The following is a 1,844-nucleotide window of genomic DNA, read 5'->3' on the forward strand; positions in this document are numbered from 1 at the left end:
CTTGTCCTGTCCTCGGCTCTCACCCAAAACTCCCTGGCATCATCCCCCGGGAAAACCGGACGATCTTTTTGAGATTGGTGTTTGAAGATAGCATTACGCTTGCGGATAACCTCCTGTGGTGACAAAGGTACCGCCATTTCAATCTCGTGGGTAGGGAACTCGTGCCATGCACCACGGTACATCCATAACCAGCAATCTTTCACCCATTCCTCGGTCGCTTTCAAACGTTCCAGGGCAGCTAAAATAATATTGAAGCAAACTAAGTGAGTTCCGTTCGGATCGGCAAAATCACCGGCAGCAAAGATCTGCTGCGGTTTTATTTTTTGAAGCAGATCGATAGTCAGCTGGATATCTTCCTCGCCAACGGTGTTCTTCTTGGTTTTGCCGGTTTCGTAAAAAGGCAATGCCATAAAGTGGATATGGTCATCCGGCAGACCGGCATAACGTGCACCGGAGATGGCTTCCGTTTTACGGATAAACCCTTTCACATTGCGAATCTCGCGGGTATCAATCTGGTTGGGCTGTTTCTGCGGGAAAAACGCGCGCATCTCTTCATATAGTTTGCCCAGGTGACCACTGTCTTCACCGATGCTGTTGGTAAAATCAATAGCAAACTCCATGTAACGCAATACATCATCATCCCATACCGCCGTATTGCCCGATGTCTGGTAAGCTACATGTACATCATGACCCTGGTCAACCAGTCGGATAAACGTACCACCCATCGAGATCACATCATCATCAGGGTGCGGAGAAAAGATGATCGACCGTTTTTTGGCAGGTAAAGCACGTTCCGGGCGTTGTGAATCGTCCGCGTCAGGCTTACCGCCTGGCCAGCCGGTAATGGTATGCTGGATCTGGTTAAAAATATCAATATTGATGTTGTAAACCGGGCCCTGCTCTACAGCAAGCTGTGCCATACCATGGTTGTTATAATCTTCTTCGGTTAGTTTCAGTACCGGTTTGCCAATGGTATCGGCCAGCCAGATCACCGCTTTCTTTTTCAGGATATTATCATCCCATGAACAATCTTTTACTAACCATGGGGTATCAAAACGGGTAAGCTCAGATGCCGCGTCTTCATCCAATACAAATTCAACATGATCAGATAGCTGCAGGTAAGTAGCCGGTACTTCGCCCGAAATTTCACCTTCCACCGCTTTTTTAACGATTGGGGCTTTCTTGGCGCTCCAGGCCATCAGGATAATTTCACGGGCTTTAAAAATGGTACCAATCCCCATGGTGATGGCCTTGGTAGGCACGTTGGCTTTACCACCAAAATCACGGGCGGCATCACTGCGGGTAAGGTCATCTAAAGTAACCAAACGGGTGCCCGAGTTTGGTGCCGATCCCGGCTCGTTAAAGCCGATGTGACCGGTACGGCCGATGCCTAACAATTGCAGGTCTAAACCACCCAGCTCTTCAATCTGTTTCTCATAATCTAAACAGAAAGCAACCACGGCATCTTTATCTAAAGTACCATCGGGTATGTGTACATTGGCTTTATCGATATCAATATGGCTGAACAGGTTCTCGTACATGAAGGTAACATAGCTTTGGGCAGCATCGGGCTTCATGGGGAAGTACTCATCCAGGTTAAAGGTGATTACGTTTTTAAAAGATAAGCCTTCTTGCTGGTGCAGCCTCACCAGTTCGGCATAAACCTTAATGGGTGTAACACCTGTTGCCAGGCCAAGAACGGCTTGTTCACCTTTGTTTTGCTTATCGCGGATCAAAACGGCAATCCTGCCTGCTACCGCCAGTGATGCTTCCTGCTGGTTGCCATAAACGCTCACCGGCAGCTTCTCGTACCGGGTCTCTTCCAATAAATTTAATCGGGCCAT

General features: G+C 48.2%; 1 protein-coding gene. It reads right to left on the reverse strand.

Translation table 11 applies throughout. From position 1 onward, the window contains the following. Nucleotides 1-1,844: glucosamine-6-phosphate deaminase (nagB, locus tag FHS10_RS29200; RefSeq protein ID WP_259097787.1), on the reverse strand; the 1,844-nt coding region annotated here is incomplete at both ends.

The organism is Mucilaginibacter dorajii, assembly GCF_024808255.1.
Classification (GTDB): domain Bacteria; phylum Bacteroidota; class Bacteroidia; order Sphingobacteriales; family Sphingobacteriaceae; genus Mucilaginibacter; species Mucilaginibacter dorajii.